This is a genomic window from Halomonas sp. 3D7M (assembly GCF_014897885.1).
Lineage (GTDB): Bacteria > Pseudomonadota > Gammaproteobacteria > Pseudomonadales > Halomonadaceae > Vreelandella.
In genome coordinates this window covers 35447-42511 of record NZ_JABUZF010000254.1, presented here as the reverse complement: position 1 = coordinate 42511, position 7065 = coordinate 35447, and the positions used below count along the sequence as shown (strand labels likewise).

Genomic DNA, 7065 nt, shown 5'->3' with positions numbered 1-7065 from the left:
GGTACGACCATAAAACCGAGCCGCAAGCGTGGGCTGATGGTCTTACTAAACGTACCGATGTGAATCACCCTTCCGTCACGATCCAGCGAGGCCAGTGCCGGTGTTGCTTGTCCGCTTAGCTGCAGTTCGCTTAGATAATCATCTTCGATGATCCAACCCGCATTTTCTCTAGCCCATATCAGTAGTGCTTGGCGTCGATTCAGCGACAACTGCATCCCCAAGGGGGCTTGCTGGCCTGGCGTTACAATCGCTAAGCGGGCATCCGCGGCCAGCGCTATGCCTTGTTCCACACACATTCCCTGATCATCCACCGGAACGGGAACTGATGTATATCCTGCCAGTGACAAAGCATGCCGAGTTAGCGGATAGCCAGGGTTCTCAACCCACACCCGCTGTGAATCCAGGCGTAGCAAGTGCAATGCCAAACCCAGCGCGCCCGCATAACCATTGGTGATGATGATCTGCTCGGCAGAGCAGAGTAGCCCCCGAGATACCGCTAGATAGGCAGCAATTTCCTTGCGCAGCTGAGACTCGCCGCGAGGATCTGGATAACGCAGCGACTCAGCCACTGCCTTTCGCGTACAGCGCAGCATGATGCGCGACCACTGCTTAAAGGGAAACGCGTCCTGTGCTGGCACGCCGACTTGAAAAAGCTTGGGAACACTATCCAGATCCTGATACAGGTCAGGCAGTGGCAGGCGAGAGGCCACCGCGGCCATCTCTGGCACTGCGGGTAGCACGGAGCTAACAAAGGTGCCTGCAGCCCCCTTGGAAACAACTAGCTGATCATCGCAGAGCCGATCATAAGCCGTTTTTATGGTGCCCCGCGAAACACCCAGCTGCGCGCCCAGATCACGCCATGAAGGCAGCCGCGCGCCCTCATACAAATGCCCTTGCCGAATAGCATCCGCAATGCTGAAGCGTATTTGTTCGGAAAGAGACTGCTTGCCCTGGCGATCAAGCGAAAAGCGAAGTTTGTTCATAACGCAATGGTACATAAAAACCAGTCATTCTTGGTTCTTTTTTTAGACCATGATGCCATTCACAATCCTGCTCACGCTCCACGCTGCTTTTATCGGTCTGCAACCTTATTGTCGTTCTTTGAGCTAGCCCAAAGCAATTGCGCAAGCCCCGAACCATTTACCCAGAGGATCTCCCCTATGCGAATAAACAGCACCAGGCTTTCAACGGCGATACTGCTCGCCATGTTGCTCGGCTATGTTGGCCCTTCACTAGCGACCGAGACCACTGAACAACAGGAATCTGAACAACCGGAATCTGACCAGGCCTATGATGCCGACGCCGATGGCGAACAGCGCGCCAAAGCGGCTGGCGAGTCGCTCATTGGTCAACCCGGCCCCGAGTTAACCATTACCACGCTGGAGGGTGACACCATCGATCTCAGCACCCTGTATGGCGTCAAACCGGTATATATAAAGTTTTGGGCAACCTGGTGCGTACCCTGCCGCCAGCAGATGCCAGGCTTTCAGGCCATCCAGGAAACACATGGTGATGACATTCAGGTCATCGCCGTTAACACCGGCTACGCAGACAGCGCAGCATCTGCGCGTGCGTATCGCGAAGAAATGGGCCTGACGATGCCTATCACGGTAGATGACGGTACGCTGGCTGAAGCCCTTAACCTGCGCGTTACCCCGCAGCATGTCGTGATTGATCTCAGTGGCCACATCACTCACATTGGCTATCGTGACGATCAAGCTCTAGAAGAGGCATTACAAGCAGCACTGACACTTACTGAGCCCGACTCATCAACAGCCACTCACGACGCCACAGCCGAGGATATCGACGCCAATGCGTTAGCGGTAGGCGAGACGGTTAGCCAGATGAATATCACCACGCGTGACGGCGACACCATCGACCTGTCCCGCACAGCGACAGATAAGCCCCTGGGCATGGTGTTCTTTGCGTCATGGTGTGAGTCCTACCTTGCCGAGAGCCAGCCGGCCACCGCCTCTGCTTGTCGCCGCGTTCGCGAAACCGTCAACCAATTGAGTAAAGACTCGGAGACTCAATGGGTAGGCATTATTTCTGGACTCTGGACCAAAGAGTCCGACGTCGAAAGCTATTTAGATACCACCGAGACAGCGTTTCCCGTGTTACTTGATGCCGATGGTGACATACACCGCCGCTTCGGCATTCAACAGATACCCACCGTTGTGCTTATTGATGCCGATGGCAAGGTAGCCGACAAGCTTGGGCCACAAGATACCGAGCTCGCCGAAGCCATCGAACGCATCAGCCAATAACCTACCGCCATTTCGCGCCAGCCACGGCGCGATATACTTTTCAATGGAGCAGCCCGTCTCAAGCGGGCTGATAACCAATGCCCCGATCCCTTTACCGCTATTGCGTCCTCTTTTATCTGGCGTTCATGCTGCTCCCCCAGATCGGGGCTGCTCAAGAGTTTCCCGGCACTTCGGGCGAGTTACTCATCAAGAGCAGCTTGATAGCGGAAACGGACCAACCCGCAGCCGGTACCTCCAGCACGTTAGCCGTTTTCATGGAGCCGCAGTCAGGTTGGCATGGGTATTGGAAACAGCCGGGCAGCATTGGCCTGGCACCGCAGTTCGACTGGCAATTACCGGATGGTGTCAGCGTGGGCGATGCCAGCTTTCCAGTGCCACATACGCTGATGACCGGCGACTTGATGAATCATGTCTTTGAGCATCCTTACGCGCTACTGCTCCCCGTTGAGATAGATGGTTCGGTCGCGCCGGGAACGCCTCTGCCAATCACCGTCGATTTGAACTATCTCGCTTGCCGTGCGGATGCCTGCGTTCCCGAACAATCAACGCTTGCCATTACCCTCACCGCAGGCGATGGCCATATTACGCAAGAGCGCAAAGCGCGCTTCGATGAGTGGCGGCGTGAGTTACCCAGGCCGCTGGGCTCGCAAGCCAGCTTTGTGACGATCAACGATGCGCGGCTGCGAGTCAGCATCCCCTTGCCCGCTAGCGTGACGCTGAATGATCCACACTTATTTGTCGACACCGATAACATCGTGGATCCCGCGGCTGAACAAATCTTCAGCCGTGAAGGCGATGTCTTGATTGTTGAAACTCAGCGGGCTAACGCCTGGTCGGCAAACAGCCCGCCCACTGCGTTCGAAGCGCTGCTGTCACTGGGAACCGGGACTGGCTTAACACTGGTTAGCCATAGCGCTGAGGCGCCAGCGGCGAGCACCAACGGATATCAGAGTGCCTCCTCCTCCAGTAGCACCACCATCGCCAGTGCCACCAACGCCAGCACCACCGGTGAACAAGGCAGTCCTACTCTACTGCTGACAGCATTCTTCGGCGCCCTATTGGGCGGTGTTCTGCTCAATATCATGCCCTGCGTTTTCCCGATCCTCAGCCTCAAGGTGCTTAGCCTTGCGCGTTTAACCGGAGGTCAACGCGAAGCCCGGCGGGAGGCGTTAGCCTATACCGCTGGCGTGGTTATCGTTTGCTTAATACTTGGCGCGACGATTATCGCCTTACGTGCAGTGGGTACCCAGGTTGGCTGGGCCTTCCAACTGCAAGACCCGCGAGTCCTCCTGGTGCTGACCCTATTGACCGCGGCCATCGGTTTTAATCTGGCCGGCCTTTTTGAGCTGGGATCCATCAATGCCGGTGGCAAGCTAGCAAGCCAGGACGGTGTAGCCGGTGCCTTCTGGACAGGCGTACTGGCCGCCTTCGTCGCAACGCCTTGCTCCGGTCCCTTTATGGCCACGGCTCTTGGCGCAGCCTTGGTGCTCCCCACGTTTGCCGCACTGACAGTATTCGCTGGTTTGGGCCTGGGCATTGCCCTGCCATTTTTGCTGCTTGGTTTCGTGCCGGTATTGCGCCGCCTACTTCCCCGCCCTGGTCCTTGGCTTGCCAACTTCCGGCATATCATGGCCATCCCCATGTTCCTAACCGCTTTAGCCTTGGCTTGGGTGCTTGGCCGCCAGCTCAGCCACAACGGCATGATTGCGAGCCTCGCTCTGATCATGTTGCTGGCGATAGGGCTTTGGTTCACCGGACTACGTCAACGCAGCGCCAAGCGGTTAAGCTGGCTACCGGCAGGACTCGCTGCCGGGCTGGCGCTGACTGGAAGCGTGCTCGTTCCTGGCGCCTTTATCCCGCAAGCGGTAGACCCCAATCCGCTCGTAAGTTCAGCCGACACACGCCCACTCGACTTCAATGCGAACCGATTGGCCGAACTTCGTCAACAAGGTCACGCCATTTTGGTCTACTTCTCGGCAGACTGGTGCGTCACTTGCAAAATCAACGAACAGCGAGCCATCAACACACCCCGCACGCAACAAGCATTCGAACAGGCGGAAGTGATCACAATGAAGGGCGATTGGACTAATGGAGACCCCGCCATTACCACTTTCTTGGAGCAGCACGGCCGTTCAGGGGTACCTCTCTACTTATGGTACGCACCAGGCGCAACCGAGCCTGAAGTTCTTTCACAACTTCTTGCGCCTAATACCTTATCGGTGTTGGCGAGCCAATTGGATTAACTCGGCGAGCCAATTGGATTAACTCTCTCTTATCCAGCATCGCCATATCGAAGATATTTTTAATGCTGCAAAGAAAAATACCCAGACTAACCAAGTGGGGTATCTTTTGATGGTGTAGCAAGCTTGGCGCACCACAAAAAAAGGGCTTAGCGATAAATCGCTAAGCCCTTGAATTTGGTGCCGGTGGCCAGACTCGAACTGGCACACCCGTAAAGGCGGCGGATTTTGAATCCGCTGCGTCTACCAATTCCGCCACACCGGCAATGGCTGCGCATTATACGTAGATAACCTCACAGGTCAATCACATTGACTGACTTTATCTATCTAAAGCGCTATCCTATGCCGCCTGTTTGACCACTGATAAGAGCCATTTCCATGCAGCGCGCGGATTTTCATTTCGAGCTACCCGACGAGCTAATTGCTCGCTACCCTTCTGAGCAGCGCAGCGACTGCCGTTTGCTATGCGTGGATGGCCAAAGCGGCGCGCTTGAGCATCGCCAGTTTGCTGATTTACTTGAACTACTCGAACCCGGCGACTTGCTGGTATTCAATGATACGCGCGTCATTCCAGCACGCTTGCACGGTCACAAGGCTAGCGGCGGTAAAGTAGAAATGCTGCTGGAGCGCCCGCTGGATAGCCACCGCGGTTTGGCACATATCCGTTCGAGTAAATCACCTAAGCCTGGCACCGAGCTGATCTTTGAAGGCGACATTCATGCGGTGGTTGAAGGCCGCCGCGATGCACTGTTTGAGCTGCGCTTTTTAGGCGACACGCCAATGATTGCGCTGCTTGAAAAGCATGGCCATATGCCACTGCCGCCCTATATCACCCGTGACGATGAGCTGAGTGATCGGGAACGCTATCAAACCGTGTATGCCCGCCGCGACGGTGCAGTAGCAGCGCCTACCGCGGGGCTTCACTTTGACCAACCGTTGTTGGATGCCCTGGCCGAGAAAGGCGTTAACAGTGCCTTTGTGACCTTGCACGTCGGCGCTGGCACCTTTCAGCCAGTGCGCGTCGACAACATCCTTGAACACCATATGCATAGCGAGTGGATTGAGGTGTCTGAGACCGCCTGTCAACAAGTGCGTGACACTCAGGCTGCGGGGAAACGGATCATTGCCGTCGGCACTACCAGCGTGCGCTGCTTAGAAAGCGCTTGCCTGAAAAGTAGCGACGGCCAGATTGCCCCCTACAGCGGCGACACCGATATCTTTATCTACCCTGGCTACGAATGGCGCTGTGTAGATGCTCTGATAACTAATTTCCACCTGCCCGAGTCGACCCTGCTGATGCTGGTCTCTGCATTTGCCGGCTATGACCACATGATGCGGGCATACCGCACGGCAGTTGACGAGCGCTACGCGTTCTTTAGTTATGGCGATGCCATGCTGCTGACCCGCTAAACACGATACGTCCAGCGCCTTAACCGATTATTGACGAGTTATTTAGATGCGAAACGAATGTTTTATGCGCTTTGAGCGCCTAGCCGACGATGGCCGTGCACGCCGGGGGCGCTTGCACTTCCCCCGCGGTACCGTCGAAACCCCGGCCTTTATGCCGGTGGGCACCTACGGCACGGTGAAGGGCATGACACCTGACTCCGTGAAAGAGATTGGCGCAGAAATCATTCTCGGCAACACCTTTCACCTATGGCTGCGCCCAGGCACCGACGTGATTGAAGCCCATGGCGACTTGCATGATTTTGCCCAATGGGACAAACCTATCCTGACCGATTCCGGCGGTTTTCAGGTTTTTTCCTTAGGCGAAATGCGCAAAATTACCGAGCAAGGCGTTCACTTCCGCTCACCGGTCGATGGCAGCAAGGTATTTATGGGGCCAGAAGAATCCATGGCCGTGCAGCGCTCGTTGGGCTCTGACGTAGTGATGATTTTCGACGAGTGCACGCCGTACCCAGCCACTTTTGAAGAAGCCGAAAAATCCATGGAGCTTTCGCTACGCTGGGCGAAACGCTCACGCGAGGCTCATGGTGATTCGCCTTCGGCGCTGTTCGGCATTATTCAAGGCGGCATGCACCCTGAACTTCGCGAACGCTCATTAAAAGGGCTGCTCGAAATTGGCTTTGATGGCTTAGCCATTGGTGGCTTGTCGGTAGGCGAACCCAAAGAAGAGATGATCAAGGTACTCGATTATCTACCGACGTGGATGCCTGACGACACCCCGCGCTACCTGATGGGCGTTGGCAAACCAGAAGACTTGGTAGAGGGTGTGCGTCGCGGCGTCGACATGTTCGATTGCGTAATGCCTACTCGTAATGCACGTAACGGCCACCTGTTCACCTCCGAGGGTACGGTCAAGATCCGTAACGCTAAGCACCGCTTTGATACCCAACCGCTTGATGCTGAGTGTGACTGCTATACCTGCAAAAATTTCTCACGGGGCTACTTGCACCACCTGGATCGTTGTAACGAAATGCTCGGCTCCATGCTCAATACCATCCATAACTTACGCTACTATCAGCGGGTAATGGCTGATTTGCGCGCGGCAATCGAAGCGGGTACATTGACGACCTTTGTGGAAGGCTTTTATGCCC

General features: G+C 55.7%; 5 protein-coding genes and 1 tRNA gene. 4 read left to right on the top strand and 2 right to left on the bottom strand.

What is annotated here, in order from left to right; genetic code table 11:
- On the bottom strand, positions 1-983 hold a 983-nt coding region (locus tag INT22_RS15875), incomplete at its 3' end, for an aminotransferase-like domain-containing protein (RefSeq protein WP_226912808.1).
- Between the two features lie 177 nt (positions 984-1160).
- Here INT22_RS15875 and INT22_RS15870 point away from each other — a divergent pair.
- Positions 1161-2267: a TlpA family protein disulfide reductase gene (locus INT22_RS15870; protein WP_193068540.1), complete on the top strand. Its 1107-nt coding sequence runs from the start codon at positions 1161-1163 to the stop codon at positions 2265-2267.
- Between the two features lie 125 nt (positions 2268-2392).
- Positions 2393-4510, top strand: coding sequence for a protein-disulfide reductase DsbD family protein (locus INT22_RS15865; RefSeq protein ID WP_226912807.1), 2118 nt, complete (start codon positions 2393-2395; stop codon positions 4508-4510).
- Positions 4511-4685: 175 nt separating this feature from the next.
- On the opposite strand, the gene INT22_RS15860 is transcribed toward INT22_RS15865, so the two are convergent.
- Positions 4686-4772: transfer RNA gene (locus INT22_RS15860), tRNA-Leu, on the bottom strand.
- Positions 4773-4885: 113 nt separating this feature from the next.
- Between INT22_RS15860 and queA the strand changes: the two genes are divergently transcribed.
- On the top strand, positions 4886-5917 hold the full coding sequence (gene queA, locus INT22_RS15855; protein ID WP_193068538.1) for a tRNA preQ1(34) S-adenosylmethionine ribosyltransferase-isomerase QueA: 1032 nt from the start codon (positions 4886-4888) through the stop codon (positions 5915-5917).
- Positions 5918-5981: 64 nt separating this feature from the next.
- On the top strand, positions 5982-7065 hold a 1084-nt coding region (gene tgt, locus INT22_RS15850), incomplete at its 3' end, for a tRNA guanosine(34) transglycosylase Tgt (RefSeq protein ID WP_319022094.1).